We start from the raw sequence: 20,357 nt of genomic DNA, 5'->3' as shown, positions 1-20,357 counted from the left end.
TGGGTAGGAAGTAAGCTGCCTTTTGATTAGTTTCCTTTTGTGATTGTTGACGTTATTCTATCAACAACCACATAGAAATAGAACTTTCACATAGTAATAATAGAGAGGCTCCTTGTTAGTATCGTTTTAGTGAAAAGGAAGTACAAGTAGAAATGAACCACATATTGATTAGGTGCGAGGAAGAAAGCAAGCTGGAAGTGGTAGAGTCTATTCTAGTTAAAGGAGCTAATAGTCATGAAAGATGAAACAACAAATCATGTTGTGGAAGAAGGAAAGCATCACTATAGTGCTGAGGAGAGTTGGATAGAGCCTAGAGACCCTAAGGTGTTAGAACGATTAGAATGGTTTAAAGATCAGAAATTGGCATTAATGATGCACTGGGGGCCATATTCACAATTAGGGATTGTGGAATCGTGGGCATTAAGTGATGACGATGCAGAGTGGTCAAGAGAAGGTATTGACTGGGTAGCAGATGGAGAGGAGTTTAAGCGTCAATATGTTAATTTGAATAAAACATTTAATCCAATTCGCTTTCAACCGCAGATATGGGCTGATTTAGCAAAACGAGCAGGCTTTAAATACGTGATATTTACGACGAAGCATCACGATGGCTTTTGTATGTGGGATACCAAAGAAACAAATTATCGAATTACAGCTAAAGATTGTCCATTCCATATGCATAAATATGCTGACATCTGTAAGCATGTATTCCATGCGTTTCGCGAAAGGGGCCTTGGAATCGCAGCATATTATTCTAAAGCAGATTGGCATACTCCTTATTATTGGTCCTCAGGGGCGGAGTTTGGTAAGAAAACGTGGAGGGGGCCTTCCTATGATCCCAAACAATACCCTCGGTTATGGGAAAAATATGTCCAATTTAATCACAATCAAATAATGGAATTAATGATGTATTATGGTGACATTGATATACTTTGGCTGGATGCTGGATGGGTTGGAAATGATCAACAAGATATTTGCTTAGGTGAAGTAGTTGAAAAAGCTAGAAGTGTCCAACCTGGATTATTAACTGCTAATCGAATGATGGGAGGAGAATTTGAAAATTATATTACCCCTGAACAAACAATTCCAGATCATCCAATACAGGTACCTTGGGAAAGCTGTATTACAATGGGAACCTCCTTCTCATTTAAATATGAAGATACCTACAAATCAGCTACAGAAATCATTCATACATTAATAGAAGTTGTCGCAAAAGGTGGCAATTTGGCTTTAAATGTAGCTCCTCAACCAGATGGCCGTCTACCTGAAGGGGCTATCAAACGAATGGAAGAACTCGGGCAATGGTTAGCCATTTATGGGGAAGCTATTTATGGAACAAGAATATGTGCCCCTTATTATACGAATGATTTTGCTTTTACCAGAAAGGACGACATAACCTATTGTTTTCGATTATCCAAACAGGTTGGTTTGGATGAAAATGAGGTGCTTATTCCATACGAACATCTTGCACAACAAGTTACGCTAGTAGGCTGTGAGTGGAACCTAGATTTTAAACAAATAAATAAAGGGTTAAAGGTGACAATACCAGATCAACTTAATGACGAAAAGAAGACAATTGTTGAGGTTTTTCGAATTAGATAACAAAGGTGGAAGAGCGGCCCGGTAATTGTGTTTAGGTATTAACTGTACGGAAACGTAGAGGGGGTAAAATATCCCCCCCCCACTATTTTCTTTTTAGTAACCCTGCAATATATGTATGATACATGCATATATTGCAGGGTTTGTTTTTTGGATTGACATTAAAGCTACCGTCTTTGCTTATGTAAAGTGAAACATAGTCAGTTAAATATGACATAGTACAAGCTGCAAAGCTATTGCTGTGCATATAGAAAGATGTTTTTTGACAAGCGATGACGAAAACGACATATTGATTGTATTTTCTGAAAAATGTAACATGTAAGCAGTTTCTTAAATAGGAAAGGGGGAGATTCGATGAGCCCTGCTAATTCAACACTACCTAAAGAAGACAATTATGTTCAGCATACTCAGCCTATCAGAAATCAAGATTCGGTGAAAAAGAAAAAAACGAGGAAAAAAGGAAAAAATAGAAAGATCCTACAAAATTGGCAATTATACATCTTTGTATTGCCAGCCTTCTTATATTTTATAATTTTCCATTATGTGCCTATGTATGGCGTTCAAATTGCGTTTAAGGATTTCATTCCTACGCTTGGAATATGGGGAAGTGAGTGGGTAGGCTTAGAACACTTTACTAGATTTTTTGAATCCTATTATTTTTGGGATCTAATTAAAAATACGTTAGGAATAAGTATTTATGAATTAATCGTAGGATTCCCACTACCTATTATACTAGCATTAGCATTAAATGAAGCAAAGGATGGCCTATATAAGCGTACAGTGCAAACAGTAACCTATGCACCGCATTTTATATCCGTAGTAGTTATGGCGGGTATGGTAATAGCATTTTTATCACCTGCAACTGGTATTATAAATCACGGAATGCAGCTCTTAGGGCTAGAACCAGTGGCTTTCTTGAGTGAACCAGAATGGTTTAAAACCGTATATGTTTTCTCTGGCGTTTGGCAAAGTACAGGTTGGGGAACCATCATTTACCTTGCTGCACTGTCAGGCGTGGACCCGCAGCATCATGAGGCAGCTATTGTGGATGGGGCTTCCCGGCTACAGCGGATATGGCATATTAATATTCCAGCGATTGTTCCAACGATGATTATCCTTTTAATCATGAATATGGGGAACATAATGGCAATGGGCTTTGAAAAGATATTACTTTTACAAAATCCATTAAACCTTGAATCTTCAAATGTTATCGCTACATTTGTCTATCAGGCTGGTTTATTAGATGCACAATATAGTTTTGCCGCTGCAGTTGGACTATTTAATGCAGTGATCAATGCGATTTTACTTGTTATAGTAAATCACATTGCTAGGAAAACAAGTGAGACAAGTCTTTGGTAGGAGGTTATCAGCTTATGAGTACTTCAATTCAAGAAACAAAAAAAGATAAGTTGTTTAAGGTTTTGGTGTTCTTATTTTTAACAGCTGCTCTTGTTATTGTTTTATATCCACTTATATATATCATAAGTGCCTCGATCAGTAATCCGTCGGCTGTCAATTCCGGCGAAATGTGGCTGCTTCCAAAAGATATAACACTAGAAGGATATAGATTAATCTTTCAAAACAATGATATTTGGAGAGGTTATTTCAACACGATTTTTTATACCATTCTTGGGACATTGATTAATTTAGCGGTTACGATTCCTGCAGCATATGCATTATCTCGAAAAGATTTTGCAGGAAGAAATTTATTGATGGGGATGTTTGTATTAACCATGTTTTTTAGTGGTGGATTAATTCCAACCTATCTCGTCGTAAAAAGCTTAGGATTAATTGATACGATATGGGCAATGGTTTTACCGAATGCTGCAGCTGTATGGAATATTGTAATTGCCCGTGTATTCTTCCAAACTTCTATTCCAAAAGGGTTAGAAGAGGCAGCGATCATTGATGGGGCTTCAAACTTTAAATTATTCACCAAAATCATTTTACCTTTATCAGCACCAATTATTGCTGTGATGGCTCTATTTTATGGAGTTGGACACTGGAATGGCTACTTCAACGCTTTAATTTATTTATCTGATAAAGATATGTACCCACTACAATTGGTGTTAAGAGAAATACTCGTATTACAAGAAATGGCCTCACAAAATACAAATATTTCTGGAAGTATGGCGGAAGCAATGCATAGTAAACAGCAGCTTGCTGCGATTGTTAAGTATGGGGTTATGATTGTTTCTTCATTACCAGTAATAATCGTCTACCCATTCCTCCAGCGGTATTTTGTGAAGGGCGTTTTGATTGGTTCTTTAAAAGGCTAGTTAATAGGTAATTGGAAGAAGGGGGGAATGTTGGACGATTTGTTAGGAAAAAAACATTAAAGGAAGGGGAATTGTAGTATGAAGAAAGTATGGATACTATTTACGCTTGTTGCATTCATTTTATTTGGGTTAGCCGCATGTAAGTCTGAAAATGCAAGTGAAGAAACTACTGCAAAAGAGAATATAAAAGTAAATGACGAAGGATTTCCTATTGTTAAGGATCCAATCGAGCTATCAATGATGGCTCCTGGAACAGGTCTTGCTGAGTGGAATGAAATGCCTACATTACAAAAATATGCAGAGATGACCAATATGAACTTTGAATACATTACACCACCTCTCAATGACTTCCAAACAAAATTGAATCTAGCATTTGCTAGTGGGGATATAGCAGATGTTATCTATGGTGCAGGTACTAGTAATTTAACCCCTGCAATGGAAGTCGATTATGGACAACAAGATGTGCTCTTACCTTTAGAAGATCTAATTGCCGAGCATGCACCGAATTTGCAAAAGCTTCTTGATGAGAGACCAGATGTCAAAAAGTCAATTACAACGATTGATGGACATATTTATTCACTACCTACTGTAGCGGATGGTCCTACATCGAGCTGGTACAAAGGACCTTTATGGTATAACGGAAAATGGCTGAAAGAATTAGGTGTTGAAGAGTTACCTAAAACAGTAGACGCGTTCTATAAATTACTGCAAAGATTCAAGACTGAGGATCCAAATGGTAATGGAAAAGCTGATGAAATACCATTACTTGACGTAAAAATGAATAGTTCAAGGCCATGGTTATTAGGCGCTTTTGGAATGAAAGAATGGGGGATAGAGGAAGTTAATGGCAACGTGCGATATACCCCAATTACAGAGAACTATAAAGAATACTTAACGTTTATGAATAAATTATATAAAGAAGAATTGTTAGACCCGGAAACCTTCTCGCAATCGGATGAACAAAAGAAAGCCAAGGGACAGGAAAATCGAATTGGTGTATTTCCTGATTATTATTCCTTTTTTACTACTGGCGAAACAGAAGAAGAAGCAACAAATAACCCAATGTTTCAGCCGTTAACAAGTTCAGTATCGAAAGAAGCAATTATACCTCGAAGCCCCGCAATTCAAAGAGGTACATTCTCAATTACAAGTAATAACCCTAGTCCTGAGGCGTCGATCAGATGGGTGGATTATTTTTATACGAATGAAGGGTATGAATTTTTGAATCGCGGTCCTGAAGGCTACATGTGGGAATGGAAGGATGAAGAAGGAGGAGAAAAGGTCGACCGTGAGATACCTGAAGGGTTTAATTCAGAGGAAGATTATCGGGGAACGATTACACCCGATTATGGTATTTCAACTCCTACTATAAGTGGGCCTATTGAGGGAAGACCGTTATCAGAATTCGACAAGTTTATTGCCTCAGAAACGGAAGAAAAGATTGAACCATACGCTGAAGTGCCCTACCCATTAGTTTATTTAACATCAGATGAACAAAAGAAGGCAAATACAATTGAGGTTGATTTGCAATCGTATGTTGAACAGATGGAAGCTAAATTTATTACGGGAGTTGAACCTCTGTCAAATTGGGAAACATATGTGGAGACGATCGAAAAGATGAATATCAAGGAATATATTCAAATCTATCAAGATGCCTATGACCGCTGGGCTGATAGTTAACTGTAGTTCAGTCAGGGTCAAATAGTTGTAAGTGGCTGGTATGCTTGTTTTTTAAGAAAAGCATACTAGCCATGTTTGTATAGAACTAAGGTTCTGTAAATTTGATAAGGCAAATTAGCAGATACTTTACAATTATCGAATATCCTAATAGGAGGAGGGAGAAGATTGGAAGATAATCAGACAGTGCATATTATTTCCCATACTCATTGGGACAGAGAATGGTATTTACCATATGAAAGACATCATATTCTTCTGGTTGAGTTGATGGATCGACTCTTAGAAGCACTGGAAAATAATCAGGGTTACAAAAGCTTTCACTTAGATGGCCAAACGATTATGCTGGATGATTATGTACAAGTTCGACCTGAAATGAAGGAAAAGTTGAAAACATATATTAAAGAAGGAAGGATTCATGTTGGTCCTTGGTATATTTTGCAGGACGCTTTTTTAACGAGCAGTGAATCAAATGTTAGGAATTTATTATATGGTATAAAGGATTCAAATGATTGGGGCGGCGTGACTAAGATTGGCTATTTTCCAGATACATTCGGTAATATTGGGCAAGCTCCTCAGCTATTACGTCAGGCCGGCATTCATCATGCTGTCTTTGGGAGAGGGGTAAAGCCAACAGGATTTAATAACATGATTCAAGAGGCATCCAGTTATGAATCGCCTTATTCGGAAATGTGCTGGCGCTCACCAGACGGATCTACGGTAATCGGTATTCTATTTGCTAATTGGTACTGTAATGGAAATGAAATACCCCTGGATGATGAAAGCGCGAAAATCTATTGGCAAAGCCAACTAAAGTCATTAGAAAAATATGCTTCATCATCACAGATGCTAGTAATGAATGGTTGTGATCATCAACCTGTTCAATATAATTTACCAGAGGCTATACAAGTTGCAAAGAAATTGTATCCCAATATAGATTTTAAACATTCGAATTTCAATGATTATTGCAAGGAACTATCTTCAGCGATACCAAACGATGTAAAAATCATTGATGGCGAGTTGAGAAGTCAACATACGGATGGATGGGGAACACTTGTTAATACAGCATCTTCACGTATTTATTTAAAACAATTAAATCAACAGAATCAAGTACTTCTAGAAAAGGTTGCAGAACCACTTGCTTCATTTGCGTGGTTACAGGGGGATGCATATGATCATGACTTATTTGAATATGGATGGAAAACATTAATGCAGAATCATCCGCATGATAGTATCTGTGGCTGTAGCATTGATGACGTCCACCGGGAAATGGTTACGCGGTTTGAAAAGACTCGCCAAGTGGCAAAAGGGATGATTAATAAAAGCCTTACATTTTTGTCAGGAGAAATAGATACGTCCATGTTTAACAAATGGGGAAAATCAACCATTCCATTTGTTGTGTTTAATACTACTGGTCACAATCGTACAGGAGTTATTACGATTAATTTGGATGTTGTAAAACAGTACCTATCTGAGGGAATAAATAAACAAAAGCTGAAAAATTTTTCTATTCAGGATAGGGAAGTGCTAGATAATCACGGGAATATACTAGACTGCCAGATAGAAGATTTAGGTATCGAGTTTGATTTTGATTTACCGAAGGACAAATTCAGACGGCCTTATATGGCAAGAAGATTACGGCTGACTTTTGAAGCTGAAAATATCCCTGCGCTAGGGTATAACTCATTTGCTTTGGTATTAGCTGAGGGATCTGCAAATGATTGTGTGTGGGATTCTTTAATTTGTAATGATCGGGAAATGGAGAATCATTATTTGCATGTAAAAATTAATCCAAATGGATCGTTAACAGTAACAAATAAAATAAATGGTCAACAATATAACGATTTATGTATTTATGAAGATACAGGTGACATTGGTAATGAATACATGTATAAACAACCAAGCGGTGAAAAAACAATCACTACGCGAAATATACAAGCAAAAATATTTGTTGTGAAGGATACGCCCTTTCAGGCTGAATATGAAATCGTTCATGAATGGGAATTACCAATAAGTGCTTCCACATATTTGCATCAAGAACAGAAGGAGCTCGTTTGGTTTACAGAGAGGAAGTCGCAACGAGTATCTGAAACAATTACACATAAAATTACTACAAGAGTGAGGTTGGAGAAAAATAGTAAGGGAGTGTATATCACTACTTCCTTTAACAATCAGGCTAAGGATCACCGTATGCGCGTATTATTTCCAACAGATATTCTATCCGATGTTCATTATACAGATTCGGTGTTTGAAGTTGTCAAAAGATTTAATAAGCCTGCAAAAGAATGGAAAAACCCAGATCATTCGCAACATCAGCAAGCATTTGTAAATATAAGTAATGAAAAGAGTGGCTTGACAGTTAGTAATCTTGGTCTAAATGAATATGAAATATTACGTGATGGCAGAAATACAATCGCAATTACATTACTTCGAGCTGTAGGAGAATTGGGAGATTGGGGCTATTTTCCGACACCGGACGCTCAATGTTTAGGTGAACACATCGTTTCGTATTCCATTTTTCCTCATGAAGGAGAACAAAGCAGGCTTGCAAGTTATCAAGCTTCTTACCAATCTCAAGTACCATGGACAGTCAATCAGTTGGGACTTCAAACAGGAGAGCTTCCCCCAACATACGCTTTTATCGAATGGGAGTCTACCAAAGTTAGTTTCACAGCATTAAAGGTTTCGCATACATCAAATGATATCATTTTTCGTGGATTTAATATGGCAGAAACAGAAGCTTGGTTATCAACACGTATGCCAATAGGATCTGTTCAAGTATACAGGAGTAATATTCTTGAAGAAGAATTAGAGACCTTATCCATACCTACTAGTTCTAGCAAATTAGTAATACCAGTAAATCAGAATGAAATCGTTACAGTTGGCTTCAAGAAAGCTGAAACCATTGGTTAGAATTAGTAGCAACTTGCAAAGGATGTGTTACGGGGACTATGTCAAAAAACCTACCTACATCAATGACCGACCTTATTGATCAAGTGAAGGAAAAGTTCAGCGGTGATCCAAAAATACAAACGATGTTCGAAAGTTGTTTCAAGAACACCTATGAAACGACGATTCGACCACAATGGGATGGATCTACCTTTGTCATTACTGGAGACATACCAGCGATGTGGTTAAGAGATTCAACAGCTCAAGTAAGACCCTATTTACTTTTAGCAGAGCATGATAAACATATGGCAGATCTTATTCAAGGCGTAATACAAAAGCAGGTTAATTATATTAATCATGATCCTTATGCAAATGCATTTAATGAAACCGCAAATGGAAATTGCTATAACGAAGATAAAACGGATATGACACCGTGGATATGGGAGCGCAAGTATGAAATAGATTCCCTTTGTTATCCCATACAATTAGCCTACTTGTTTTGGAAATCAACAGGGAGAACATCTCATTTTAACGCAGATTTTATAAAAGCCGTTCATCAGGTTATTCATACATGGCAGATCGAACAATACCATTTTAGAAAGTCTAGTTATCAATTTATAAGAGAAAATTGTCCTCCGCAAGATACGTTAGCAAATGAAGGAAAGGGTCTACCTGTAAATAATACTGGTATGACATGGAGTGGATTTCGTCCTAGCGATGATGCGTGTCAATACGGATATTTAGTACCAGCAAACATGTTTGCTGTGGTAGTGCTAAGCCAAGTTGCTACAATTTCTGATGAAGTTTTTCATGATGCAAATCTTAAGAAAAGAGCTATTCATTTAGCCGATCAAATTAATCAAGGAATACAAACGTTTGGTAAGGTCGAACATCCGCTATACGGCATCATTTATGCCTATGAGACAGACGGACGGGGAAATTATAATTTAATGGATGATGCAAATGTACCTAGCTTACTATCCATGCCGTACTTAGGCTATTGTGATGTGATGGATCCTATTTATCAAAATACACGTAGGTTCATTACTAGCGTAAATAACCCATATTATTATGAGGGTAAAATAGCTAATGGAATAGGAAGTCCACATACGCCTAAAGGCTATGTTTGGCCTATTGCATTGGCAATGCAAGGGATGACCGCGAAGGAAGGCATAGAAAAGGATCAGATTCTTGATCTTCTCAAAGAAACGGATGCAAATACAAATTTCATGCATGAAGGGTTTCATGTTGATAACCCTGAAAGGTTTACGAGACCATGGTTCTCCTGGGCTAATTCGATGTTTAGTGAATTTGTATTAAGTAGGCTAGGATATTTTGTGAAGGGGAGTCCACTAGCTAAGTAAAGGTTTAAAATACTAATTTGCAGATAGTTGTAAAAAAGTAAGACATTATTTTCTATTTCCTGGGAAATGTCGACAAAATAAGTAAGAAATCGTTCGTCGTAGGAGGATAAGTGGAGCCAACTACCAGTAAATACCCGATTCTGTTAGGGGATACAAGGATTTAGGTCACAAAGGTGCTGCCACAATTTTCTCTGTTGGGTGAATACATGATTCAAGGTTAGATTTGAATAAAAGTGAAGAGGAGCTAAAACAATGGCAAAAATAAAGGTTGGAATAATTGGGTTAGGCTCTATTTCGGAGATGCATTTGGCATCGTACGAGAATCATCAAGATGTAGAAATTTATGCGGTTTGCGATATAAATGAAGAAAGAGCTAGGGAAAAAGCAGGAAAACACCATGCTAAGAAATTTTATACAAACTATTATGATCTACTGAGAGATTCGGAGATTGAAGCAGTAAGTATTTGCACATGGAATAATACGCATGCTGAAATTTCGATAGCTGCATTGGATGCAGGTAAACATGTACTTATCGAAAAACCTTTATGTAAAACTGTTGAAGAAGCTTTGAACATACAGAAAGCAGTAAAAAGAAGTGAACAAACATTGCAAGTAGGTTTTGTTAGAAGATTTGGGACCAATACACAGGTATTAAAGCGTTTTATCGACTCTGGAGATATTGGTGATATTTATTATGCAAAAGCATCATGTATTCGTGCATTAGGTAATCCGGGTGGATGGTTTGCCGATAAAGAGAGGTCTGGAGGCGGCCCGCTTATTGATCTTGGCGTTCATGTTATTGATATGTGCTGGTACCTTATGGGGAAACCAAAGCTTCAATCGATAAGTGGTAATGCTTATCATAAATTGGGAAACCGTTCGAATATAGAAAATAAATCATATTATAAAGCGGCAGATTATGATCCCTATAAAAATACGGTAGAGGATATGGCTAATGCAGTAATTCGTTTTGAAAATGGTGCGTCATTAATGGTTGATGTCAGTTTTACGCTCCACGCAAGGGAAGATACAATTGCTGTTAGTGTATTTGGAGATAAGGGAGGTGCTGAAATTGAGCCAGAATTACAACTTATCACTGAGAAAAATAATACGATTCTAAACACCACACCTCAAATTGATGCATTGACATTTGATTTTAAAACGGGCTTTCAGCATGAGATTGACCATTTTATTTCTTGTGTTAAAGGAGAACGAGAAACACTTTGCCCTGTTGAAGATGGTATAGAAATGATGAGAATACTAACTGGTATCTATGAATCTAGTGAAAAAAGAGAAGAGGTTCGATTGGATTAAATGACATTATTTTAATGGAGGTATTCTTTGGTGAATGTACCTACTGAGAATTTAAAGTATATTAATTGGCCTAATAATTACGGAGATCCTCAATGGTTTATACACGACCGATTTGGTTTGTTTATTCATTTTGGCCTTTATTCTGCTGGTGCAAGACATGAGTGGTTCATGACGCGCGAAAAAATAGATTTACAAGCGTATAAAAAGTACTTTGATTATTTTAATCCCGATTTACTACATGCAAAGCAGTGGGCACAGTATGCTAAAAAAGCAGGTGTGAAATACGTTGTGATCACCACAAAACACCATGAAGGATTTGCTTTATGGGATTCAAAACTCACGGAATATAAGGTTACAAATACAGTAATAAAGAGAGATTTGCTCTATGAGGTAGTAGAAGCAATGCGTGAGGAAGGTTTAAAGATAGGGTTTTATCATTCACTAATTGATTGGAACCATCCTGACTTTATAATTGACGGGCTTCATCCATTAAGAGACGATGTTTCTAAGCGCTCTTTAGCAAATCGCAACATGGATACGTATATAGAATATTTGAAAGGGCAAATCCGAGAATTATTAACAAATTACGGAGAAATTAATTATCTATGGTTTGACTTTTCTTACTCTCACAGAGACTGGGGCTGGGCAAAGGGAAAAGGAGCTGTTGATTGGCGATCAGAGGAACTAGAAAAGTTAGTTCTAGAATTACAGCCGAATATACTTCTAAATGATCGGTTGGATTTAAATAGAGGTATCATGACTCCTGAACAGTTTCAACCGAATAGGCTTAACAAAGAAAATAATCAACCTGTCATTTGGGAAGCATGTCAAACAATGAATGGATCCTGGGGCTATCATCGAGATAATTTAAATTGGAAGTCTTCAGATACATTATTAAAGATGCTGATTGATACAGTTTCTAAGAACGGTAATTTTCTCCTGAATATAGGACCAAATGGTCGTGGAGAAATTGATGAAAACTCGGTAGTTCGTCTGAAAGCAATAGGAGAATGGATGAGATTACACGCTCGCTCTATCTATGGTTCAAAACAAAGTGAATTTGAAGCGCCTATTGATTGCCGTTATACCCAAAGAGGTAGCCAATTATATCTTCACATATTTTCATGGCCATACAAGCATATCCATGTAAAAGGCTTAGCAGGTAGAGTATCTTATTGCCAATTTCTACATGATGCTTCAGAAGTTAGATTTGCTGAATACGATCCCAAAGAAGTCATTACAAGTACGGAAACAACGATTGACAGAGATTCTGTTGTATTAAATCTACCTGTACAGAAGCCGAATGTAAGTATTCCAGTTATTGAATTGTTTTTAAAATAATAGTAACTATGAGAGGTGATAAAAAATGAAAGTAGGTTTAAGTACGTATAGTTTGTTAGATGCAATTAATTCTGGAGAAATGACTGTACTCGATATAGTTGAGTGGATTAAGGAAAATGGAGGAGAACATATGGAAATCGTTCCGTATGGCTTTACTTTAGTAGACAATCCAAATTTAGCTGATGCTATTAAGGAAAAAGCTGTAAAGGAAGGTATTGAACTATCCAATTATGCGCTTCCAGCTAACTTTGTCCAGCCCACGGATGAGGAATTTCATGCAGAAGTAAATCGTTTGAAAGCACATGTGGATTTAATTCGACGTATGGGGATAAAGCATATGCGTCATGATGTGACTGCCTTCACACTCCCCCCAGAGAAACGGACGATTGAGTACTTTGAAAACAGTTTGCCACAAATTATCGAGGGTTCTAGACAAATTGCTGATTATGCAGCGGCATTTGGTATTACTACGACAATAGAGAATCATGGAATGGCTGTACAACATAGCGATCGAGTACATCGTGTAATACAAATGGTGGACAGACCTAATTTTAAGACGACATTAGATATAGGAAACTTTTTATGTGTAGATGAAGCTCCGATTGTTGGGGTCAAAAAGAACCTCCCTTATGCTTCTCTCATACATTTTAAAGACTTCTATTATCGACCATTTTACCAAAATCCGGGAGAAGGAAAATGGATTAAAACAGCTAATAATAATTATTTGAGAGGTTCCATCTTTGGCCATGGAGATATTGAATTAAGGGAAATAATAAAACTTATAAAAAACGCAGGTTATGATGGATATATTACGCTTGAATTCGAAGGTATGGAAGAGTGTAAACAAGCATCAAAGATAGGGATGGCTAATATTAAACGGTTATGGGATGAAAACTAAAATAAATTCTGAATATAGAATAAATAAATTTAAATCAAGGATTATTTGGAGGAAAGAGCAATGAAGTATTTATCGTTCCATGTTGAAAACCGTCAATATAAAAATATCGTCGTATCATTTCCCGGGAAATATCGACAGTAAAAGTTGAATGAGCCTATTATAAAATAGGTTGTCGGATCTAGGGAGAAAGAGGTTCTATGATAAAACGGTACAGAGCACCTGTATCGTTTTGTGCTGTTTACTTATTGTTCATTCCATCTATTGGCAGGTATAATTGAAGTAATGGAATACATGGAGGTGAAGAAATGAAAGCACCTGATGTGATAGCTAAACTAAAAGATCGTACACCAACGATACTAGGAAGGGAAAACTTCCATGAATTCGCAATATTAATTCCGCTGGTGGAAATAAATAACGAGACACATCTCCTCTTTGAAGTTCGCTCTATTCACATGCGAAACCAACCAGGAGATATTTGTTTTCCAGGAGGAAGATTAGAACAAGGCGATGTAGATGAAAAACATGGTGCCATTCGAGAGACAGCGGAAGAATTAGGGATAAGTGAAGAACAAGTGGAAAGTGTTATTCCTCTGGATTATATGGTGTCGGACTTCGGGAGAATTATTACTCCATTTGTTGGTACATTACGTCATCCAGAAGAGATTGTTCCGAATCGGGATGAAGTGGAAGAAGTATTTACAGTCCCACTACACTATTTTCTTGAAACCAAACCCGCAGTGTATAAGGTTAATTTTCAAGTAATTCCAGAAGATAATTTCCCATATAACCTGATTCAAGGTGGCAAAAAATACGAATGGCGACTACGTGAATTGGATGAACTATTCTATCAGTATAAAGACAAAGTGATTTGGGGATTAACAGCTAAACTACTGCAGCATTTTGTTCAATTGATTTATTCAGAGGCATAGTTGTTAATATAAGGTCTTCCACAGAGAATATGGAAGACCTGTGTTTATTAGTTGGATGAAAGATCCTTTACACAACGAAATCCGAGATTTCCAGTTGAGCTATCAGGTGTATTTGCTGACCTTGCAGCAACTCGATACCGATTACAATAACTGTGATGACATAAATACGAACCACCACGCATTACTTTACTTGAGCAGCTATTTGGTCCTTTTGGATGAACTGATTCAGCTTGAAGGTTATTGTCTGCCGTAAACCAGTCTGCACACCATTCCCAAACGTTGCCAGAAACATTATATAGGCCGAAGTTATTAGGGGGATATGTTGTTACGGGGGCAGTGCCAAAATAACCATCCTCTTGTGTGTTTTGAGTAGGGAATGTTCCTTGCCAAATGTTACATTGATGGACGCCGTTTGGTGTTAATTCATTTCCCCAAGGGTATATTTTTTGTTCAAGACCTCCACGTGCAGCGAATTCCCATTCGGCTTCAGTAGGTAGTCGTTTTCCAGCCCATTTACAGTAAGTCATTGCATCGTTCCAAGATATATGAATCACAGGATGATCCATTCTTCCATTTATGTTTGAATCAGGCCCTTCTGGATGTCTCCAATCTGCTCCTTCCACTACCCACCACCAAGGGGTCTGTGGAACATGTTGCGTTACCTTTTTTCTGGTCTGTTTACTAATCAATTGATAGAAAACAAATGACCATCCATATTGCTCGGCTTCGGTGCGATAACCTGTAGATGCAATAAATTGTTGAAACGATCCATTTGTTACTGTACAAGGATCAATCAAAAAGGGGGCTACTTCGATGGATCTAATCGGTCCTTCGCCGTCTTCTGGAAATCCAGCTTGATTTTCTGTACCCATTAAAAATGTTCCACCGGGCACAACTACCATATCGGTTGTTGTATTCTCCGATCTCGCAAATACTTGCTGTTTCTTCGTTTGGCTGTCTTGGAATGTACTTCGTGAAGCTGTACAACAATGCTTTGTTTGATGTTGTTTCTGATTCATTTTCTCATCAACCTTCCCCCTTATATGGTTTCATTATACTGTACCCTCAGCTGGGTTAGTTTGTTTTTAAGCTCCGTAATAACAGGAGCGTATGCTGGATTGTGGTATTCATTCTTTAACTCCATAGGGTCCTTTTCTAAATCGAATAGTTCCCATTCTGGTTCCATTGGTTTATTCACAGCCCCAATTACGTCCAATGGATCTCCATAGTAATAAATCAACTTATAACGTTCTGTTCGTACACCATAATGGGCCGTAACTTGATGGATGGTTAAATGCTCCCAATAACGATAATATACAGCATCACGCCATAGCTTAGGTTTATCTCCTTTTGCTATTACTCTGAAGCTTTCTCCTTGCATGCTTTCTTTAGCTGGTACTTGGCAATAATCAAGAAACGTTGGTGCGAAGTCATTATTAATAATAAAATCCGTAGATACACTATTTGCTTTGATCTCTTTAGGGTACCGCATTACATAAGGCATTCGTAGTGATTCTTCATACATAAATCGTTTATCATACCAACCATGCTCGCCTAAGAAAAAGCCCTGATCGGATGTGTAGATAACAATCGTGTCTTCGGCTAGGCCATTCTTATCTAGGTAATCTAGTAACTTACCAACATTGTCATCAATAGATACCACACAACGTAAATAGTCCTTTATATAACGCTGGTATTTCCACTGCTTCATTTCTTGCTTAGAAAGCCCTGCTGGCGGCACCCCTTTAACATCCTCTTCTTTTAAATCTTCAATACGCATGTCTGCAATTTTCGCTGCATTGGCTCGATCAGCATACGTATCATTAAATGTATCAGGGAAATGCACCGCTTTGTCTTCAAATAGCTGCTTATATTTTTCCGGTGGTTGCCAAGGACGGTGGGGCGCTTTATGGTGTACCATCATCATAAAGGGCTGTTTCTGATTTCTGTTTTCAAGCCAATCAATGGATAGATCCGTAACGATATCCGTTGCATAACCCTTTACTTTTTTTTCCTCACCCATTTCAATCATGACAGGATCATAATAATCCCCTTGGTCAGGGAAAATATTCCAATAATTAAATCCAGTTGGATCACTATTTCCACCATGTCCAAGATGCCATTTACCAATAATTGCAGTATCGTATCCGTTTTCCTGAAGTAGTTTAGGGAAGGTTTGCTGCCTTCCGTCAAAATGCTCGGACAACCCTCTCACACCATTTTCATGACTATAATTGCCAGTAAGGATCGTAGCTCTACTCGGTGCACATAATGAATTGGTGCAATAAACGTGATCAAAGCGCATGCCTTCATTTGCAATTCTATCAATATTTGGCGTTTCTACAAGTGGGGTATGATTATATGAACTTATTGCTTGGGTAGCATGGTCATCACTCATAATAAATAAAATATTTGGTTGCTTGGTATCCATATTCATTCCTCCTTTGGATAAGAAATAAATGTGTAAACGCTATCTATTAAGACTTTCTAGGTTGGACAGATGCACGTTCAATTAATTCGGTCGATAGTTTGTAGTGGTGGTCGATTTTTTCACCGTTCAGTATCTGGAATACTAAATGAGCTGCTAATGCACCAACTTCGTATTTTGGTTGCTTAATAGTGGTTAATGGAGGTTGAACATATTCAGACAGTTGAATATCGTCATAACCAATAATGGATAGATCTTCAGGGATTCGAATATTATTTTCTTTGAATGCGTGAAGTCCACCAACAGCCATTTCATCATTTGCGTAGAAGATAGCATGAGGTAGCTTCTTTTGAGCAATTAGCAATTTAGTTGCTCGATAGCCGCCTTCACGTGTAAAGTCCCCTTGAATATGCCATCTGGAATGTAAATGCAAATGATAGTCCATTAAGGCATTTTGATATCCTTGATAGCGTAAGATATTATCATTTGATGCTGCAGGACCGCTAATATATGCTATTTCTGTATGTCCATGGGTAATGAGGTACTCTGTAGCACGATATCCACCTTGAATGTTATCAACCTCTACATGGTACACATGGTTATCATCTAAGTAACGGTCCAGTAAGACAAGGGGGGTTCCGTACGTCGCACTTTCGATTGTTAGTTCATCCGTAATGTTATGAGCCAGTATAATAGCTCCATCTACACGTTTTTCAGTTAAGAATTTGACGGCTGTGGATTGAGCTCCGCCAATTGAGTTGCAGGCAATCAAGTCATAATTATTAGCACTTGTTACATCTTGTACACCTTTGATTAGCTCAGAGTAAAAGGGTCCAGATAAATCGCTTAGAATTAAGGCGATGGTATTTGTTTTTGTTCGCTTTAGATCGGATGCAAACCCATTTTTCTTATAATTTAATGTTTTAGCTGCCGCTTCCACTTTTTGTTTCGTAGCAGCAGAGATACGGTCACTGTTATTAAGCGCATAAGAAGCAGTAGAAATTGCAACTCCAGCTAGTTTTGCTACATCTTTAATTGTTGCCATATTCGTTCCTCCAAAATTTTGGGAATTATAATTGTACCTATCGTATCATAGGTTTATGGTTATCCATCAGCAATTCCTCTCAGTGTCTATTTCTAACTGGAAGCCAATCAAGGATATCGCTTATCTTTTTTCCCCAATATTCCCATGTATGATCTCCTGGCCCGAAATCAGTTGTTAAATCTAGACTAGTCTGCTTACATAATTGATAAAATCGTTGATTAAGATCATAAAGAAAATCACTATACCCACAAGCTTGATAAATTTTAGGGAGTTTTCTTGTTTCAATTGCAAGTTGTTCTACTTTCCACAACAGATCATTTGCTGTTTCGTGTATATTCGATTCCCCGAAGACAAGGGAAAGATAGGTTAGTTTATCTCCTGATGCTTTGCGTATCCGATCAAGATGGGTGACCATGTCTGTTACGCCGGATAAGCTTGCTACTGCACTGAATTGTTCTGGGCAGTTTAATGCCCATTTTAGCGCGCCGAATCCTCCCATGGAGTGACCAGCAACGAAATTAGCTTCCCGATCTGAAGACAGTGGAAAGAATGCATGTGAAATTTTGGGTAACTCTTGTGTAAGAAACGTCCAATATTTACCTCCATAAACCATGTCTGTATAGTAACTATTATCGACACTCGGCATAATGACAGCGAGTTCTTTATCAGAAACAAGTTGCTCAATTGCTGTGTTTCTCGACCAGGTAGTGTGGTTATCACTAAATCCATGCAGCAAATAAAGTGTTGGTAATCGATAACTAGAATCTGCATTTACAAGCGTTTCTTGCGGTAGAATAGCAGTCATAGAAACACTTTTTGAAAGAATCTCAGATGCAAATTCGCACTGGATTAACGCCATATACAAATCTCCTTTCTTTATTTAATTCCTGAAACATTAAAACCTTCGACAATATGTTTTTGAAAGATAATAAAGATAATTAGTACTGGGACAACCATAAAGGTAGACCCAGCCATCTGTAACCCATAATTCGTAACATTTTGATCTTGAAGAAGGGCTAGTCCAACAGAAAGGGTGTATAATGATTCATCATTCGCAATAATTAATGGCCATAGGAAGCTATTCCATGCACCGATAAATGTTAAAATGATTTGTACAGCGAGAATGGGTTTCGCTAATGGAATGATTAATTTAAAAAAGATATAAAATTCTCCAGCACCATCTAAACGGGCAGCTTCAATCAAGTCATCCGGTATCGTAACCATAAATTGTCGTATTAAAAATATGTTAAATGCCGCGATCAATCCTGGTAATACAATCCCCGCCATTGAGTTGGTTAATCCTGCTTCATTCAGAATTAAGTACGTTGGAATCATCGTAACTTGCCCAGGAATCATCATTGTTAATAGAACGGTGGCAAACCATATTTCTTTTCCTCGAAATTGAAATTTGCCAAATCCATAGCCAGCCATGGTATTTAACAATAATCCAACCATTGAAAAAAATACGATAATGAAGGTATTAACTAAATAAATATCAAAGTTCAAATTCTGGAAAAGATTGATATAATGTTCAAATGTCGGCTCATTAGGAAATAATGTAGGAGGTATGCTTAATACCTCACGTTCATTCTTAAATGAGCTAAGGATCATCCAAACAAAAGGGAGGGAGACAAGTAACCCACCCATAAACAATAGTGTATTTACGATGGATCGCTCAAATCGATTCTTCAATTCCATAACTATCCCGCCTTAATTTTCATCCGATTTGCGTAGTATAAATTGCACAACTGTTGCAAGAATAATGATAATAAAAAGAATAAACGATGCTGCAGCGCCATAGCCGAATTCACTGTATTGGAATCCTTCCTGGTAAATAAACAAAGCCATGGAATTGGTTCCATTTAATGGTCCGCCTTCGGTCATAACAAATGGTTCTTCGAAGAATTGTAACCAACCAATAACCGTTGTTACGGTTACAAAGAAGGTGGCAAAACGCATGGAAGGTAAGGTGATTCTGCATAATTTTTGCCAACGATTGGCGCCATCAATATCTGCAGCCTCATAATACATCTTTGGTATGGATTGTAATGCTGCCAAAAAGATAAGCATACTTACACCGTTGCTCTTCCATACAGTTAGTAATATCAACGAAAGCTTTGCTATTAGCGGATCTTCCAACCACGAAATCGCGTTGATTTCAAATAAAGAAAGTAAGTAATTGAATAATCCGTACTCCTGGTTGTACAAGAATCCCCATACGACAGCGATTGCAACAATATTTGTAACTGATGGCAGATAATAAACAACACGAAAAGCAGAAGACATCCAATCGCTTACGAACTTTAATAGCAATGCAATCACAAACGAACTAATTACTGCAGCTGGGACACCGATAATGACATAAAAAAAAGTGTTACGCATGGATTTAAGAAAAACTTCATCTTTAAATAATGTAATGAAGTTATCAAAGCCGATAAAATTGATTTGTGACCAATTCGCTAACCCACTTAAATTCATATCGGTAAAGCTAATTGCAAGCGAAACTAAGATTGGTAAAAAAGAAAAGATAAGTAATAGAATGACAGCAGGTCCAATAAATAAGTAAGGTGTTATTTTTGCTTTAAAACGATTCACTT

Annotated in this window: 16 protein-coding genes; 10 read left to right on the top strand and 6 right to left on the bottom strand. The window is 37.4% G+C overall.

Annotated features, from left to right (window positions below; all coding sequences use genetic code 11):
- The first annotated feature begins 234 nt into the window (after positions 1–234).
- The 10 genes from M948_RS27970 to M948_RS27925 all read left to right on the top strand — a co-directional run bounded on the left by M948_RS27970 (position 235) and on the right by M948_RS27925 (position 14,287).
- Entirely contained in the window at positions 235–1,602 is a 1,368-nt protein-coding gene (locus M948_RS27970; RefSeq protein ID WP_021289723.1) for an alpha-L-fucosidase, read from the top strand.
- A gap of 351 nt (positions 1,603–1,953) precedes the next feature.
- Positions 1,954–2,958, top strand: a complete 1,005-nt coding sequence (locus M948_RS27965) for an ABC transporter permease (protein WP_021289722.1) — start codon at positions 1,954–1,956, stop codon at positions 2,956–2,958.
- A 14-nt stretch (positions 2,959–2,972) separates the two neighbouring features.
- Positions 2,973–3,878 carry a carbohydrate ABC transporter permease gene (locus M948_RS27960; RefSeq protein ID WP_021289721.1) on the top strand — a complete coding sequence of 302 codons (906 nt, stop codon included), beginning with the start codon at positions 2,973–2,975 and terminating at the stop codon, positions 3,876–3,878.
- 78 nt (positions 3,879–3,956) lie between these two features.
- Positions 3,957–5,558 carry an extracellular solute-binding protein gene (locus M948_RS27955; protein ID WP_021289720.1) on the top strand — a complete coding sequence of 534 codons (1,602 nt, stop codon included), beginning with the start codon at positions 3,957–3,959 and terminating at the stop codon, positions 5,556–5,558.
- Positions 5,559–5,723: 165 nt separating this feature from the next.
- The gene (locus M948_RS27950) at positions 5,724–8,465 is read left to right on the top strand and encodes an alpha-mannosidase (RefSeq protein ID WP_021289719.1); all 2,742 of its coding nucleotides are present in this window, start codon (positions 5,724–5,726) and stop codon (positions 8,463–8,465) included.
- A 38-nt stretch (positions 8,466–8,503) separates the two neighbouring features.
- Positions 8,504–9,805: a glycoside hydrolase family 125 protein gene (locus M948_RS27945; protein WP_021289718.1), complete on the top strand. Its 1,302-nt coding sequence runs from the start codon at positions 8,504–8,506 to the stop codon at positions 9,803–9,805.
- A 252-nt stretch (positions 9,806–10,057) separates the two neighbouring features.
- Positions 10,058–11,119 carry a Gfo/Idh/MocA family protein gene (locus tag M948_RS27940; RefSeq protein WP_021289717.1) on the top strand — a complete coding sequence of 354 codons (1,062 nt, stop codon included), beginning with the start codon at positions 10,058–10,060 and terminating at the stop codon, positions 11,117–11,119.
- A gap of 30 nt (positions 11,120–11,149) precedes the next feature.
- A complete protein-coding gene (locus M948_RS27935; protein ID WP_021289716.1) occupies positions 11,150–12,460 on the top strand; it encodes an alpha-L-fucosidase in 1,311 nt (436 codons plus the stop codon).
- A gap of 25 nt (positions 12,461–12,485) precedes the next feature.
- Positions 12,486–13,358, top strand: coding sequence for a sugar phosphate isomerase/epimerase family protein (locus M948_RS27930; protein ID WP_021289715.1), 873 nt, complete (start codon positions 12,486–12,488; stop codon positions 13,356–13,358).
- A 305-nt stretch (positions 13,359–13,663) separates the two neighbouring features.
- Positions 13,664–14,287, top strand: a complete 624-nt coding sequence (locus M948_RS27925; RefSeq protein WP_021289714.1) for an NUDIX hydrolase — start codon at positions 13,664–13,666, stop codon at positions 14,285–14,287.
- 47 nt (positions 14,288–14,334) lie between these two features.
- Here the strand turns inward: M948_RS27925 and M948_RS27920 are convergent, their stop codons facing one another.
- The 6 genes from M948_RS27920 to M948_RS27895 form a co-directional block, all read right to left on the bottom strand.
- Positions 14,335–15,306 (bottom strand): formylglycine-generating enzyme family protein, encoded by a 972-nt coding sequence (locus M948_RS27920; RefSeq protein WP_021289713.1) that lies wholly within the window; start codon positions 15,304–15,306, stop codon positions 14,335–14,337.
- Between the two features lie 20 nt (positions 15,307–15,326).
- Positions 15,327–16,718, bottom strand: a complete 1,392-nt coding sequence (locus M948_RS27915) for a sulfatase family protein (RefSeq protein ID WP_021289712.1) — start codon at positions 16,716–16,718, stop codon at positions 15,327–15,329.
- 46 nt (positions 16,719–16,764) lie between these two features.
- Positions 16,765–17,760, bottom strand: coding sequence for a LacI family DNA-binding transcriptional regulator (locus M948_RS27910; protein WP_021289711.1), 996 nt, complete (start codon positions 17,758–17,760; stop codon positions 16,765–16,767).
- Between the two features lie 79 nt (positions 17,761–17,839).
- On the bottom strand, positions 17,840–18,619 hold the full coding sequence (locus tag M948_RS27905) for an alpha/beta hydrolase (protein WP_021289710.1): 780 nt from the start codon (positions 18,617–18,619) through the stop codon (positions 17,840–17,842).
- A 17-nt stretch (positions 18,620–18,636) separates the two neighbouring features.
- Positions 18,637–19,458 (bottom strand): carbohydrate ABC transporter permease, encoded by an 822-nt coding sequence (locus tag M948_RS27900; RefSeq protein WP_021289709.1) that lies wholly within the window; start codon positions 19,456–19,458, stop codon positions 18,637–18,639.
- A 12-nt stretch (positions 19,459–19,470) separates the two neighbouring features.
- Positions 19,471–20,355, bottom strand: coding sequence for a carbohydrate ABC transporter permease (locus M948_RS27895; protein ID WP_031335154.1), 885 nt, complete (start codon positions 20,353–20,355; stop codon positions 19,471–19,473).
- Between the last annotated feature and the right edge of the window lie 2 nt (positions 20,356–20,357).

This window comes from Virgibacillus sp. CM-4 (genome assembly GCF_000445495.1).
GTDB lineage: Bacteria > Bacillota > Bacilli > Bacillales > Amphibacillaceae > Virgibacillus > Virgibacillus salexigens.
The sequence above is the reverse complement of the archived record's forward strand: the minus strand, read 5'-3'. Positions and strand labels throughout refer to the sequence as shown.

Bases quoted from the DNA above. Each gene is read 5' to 3' on its own strand.
- M948_RS27970 (WP_021289723.1), top strand. From the start codon at position 235: ATGAAAGATGAAACAACAAATCATGTTGTGGAAGAAGGAAAGCATCAC.
- M948_RS27965 (WP_021289722.1), top strand. From the start codon at position 1,954: ATGAGCCCTGCTAATTCAACACTACCTAAAGAAGACAATTATGTTCAG.
- M948_RS27960 (WP_021289721.1), top strand. From the start codon at position 2,973: ATGAGTACTTCAATTCAAGAAACAAAAAAAGATAAGTTGTTTAAGGTT.
- M948_RS27955 (WP_021289720.1), top strand. From the start codon at position 3,957: ATGAAGAAAGTATGGATACTATTTACGCTTGTTGCATTCATTTTATTT.
- M948_RS27945 (WP_021289718.1), top strand. From the start codon at position 8,504: ATGTCAAAAAACCTACCTACATCAATGACCGACCTTATTGATCAAGTG.
- M948_RS27940 (WP_021289717.1), top strand. From the start codon at position 10,058: ATGGCAAAAATAAAGGTTGGAATAATTGGGTTAGGCTCTATTTCGGAG.
- M948_RS27930 (WP_021289715.1), top strand. From the start codon at position 12,486: ATGAAAGTAGGTTTAAGTACGTATAGTTTGTTAGATGCAATTAATTCT.
- M948_RS27925 (WP_021289714.1), top strand. From the start codon at position 13,664: ATGAAAGCACCTGATGTGATAGCTAAACTAAAAGATCGTACACCAACG.
- M948_RS27920 (WP_021289713.1), bottom strand. From the start codon at position 15,306: ATGAATCAGAAACAACATCAAACAAAGCATTGTTGTACAGCTTCACGA.
- M948_RS27915 (WP_021289712.1), bottom strand. From the start codon at position 16,718: ATGGATACCAAGCAACCAAATATTTTATTTATTATGAGTGATGACCAT.
- M948_RS27910 (WP_021289711.1), bottom strand. From the start codon at position 17,760: ATGGCAACAATTAAAGATGTAGCAAAACTAGCTGGAGTTGCAATTTCT.
- M948_RS27905 (WP_021289710.1), bottom strand. From the start codon at position 18,619: ATGGCGTTAATCCAGTGCGAATTTGCATCTGAGATTCTTTCAAAAAGT.
- M948_RS27900 (WP_021289709.1), bottom strand. From the start codon at position 19,458: ATGGAATTGAAGAATCGATTTGAGCGATCCATCGTAAATACACTATTG.